The sequence below is a fragment of the Pseudomonas entomophila genome, assembly GCF_013523125.1.
GTDB classification, from domain to species: Bacteria; Pseudomonadota; Gammaproteobacteria; order Pseudomonadales; family Pseudomonadaceae; genus Aquipseudomonas; species Aquipseudomonas entomophila_B.
On the sequence record NZ_JAAMQJ010000125.1, the window covers coordinates 1 to 327 of the forward strand.

General features: G+C 62.1%; 1 protein-coding gene. It reads left to right on the plus strand.

Translation table 11 applies throughout. The features are described 5' to 3' along the window. Positions 1-327 (plus strand): IS110 family transposase (locus tag G7007_RS21925; protein WP_181105201.1); only part of this gene is annotated, 327 nt, incomplete at both ends.

Genomic DNA, 327 nt, shown 5'->3' on the forward strand with positions numbered 1-327 from the left:
AGGCGCTGGCCGAATACCTGCACGCTCGGCACTACCGGGTGTGCATCGTCAACCCAGCGGTGATCGCGAAGTTCGCCGAATTCGAGCTGCGCCGCGTCAAGACCGACAAGGCCGACGCCAAGACCATCGCTGCTTACGCTCAGCACAAAGGCGACTCGTTACGCCAGTGGGAGCCTGAGCCAGAAGCTCAGCGGCGTCTACGGGCGCTGGTTCGCCGCCTGGATGACCTGAAAGAAATGCGCCAGATGGAGCAGAACCGTCTGGATGTGGCGCCGCTGACGGTGCAGGCATCGATCAAGGCGGTAATCGGGCACATTACCGATGAGA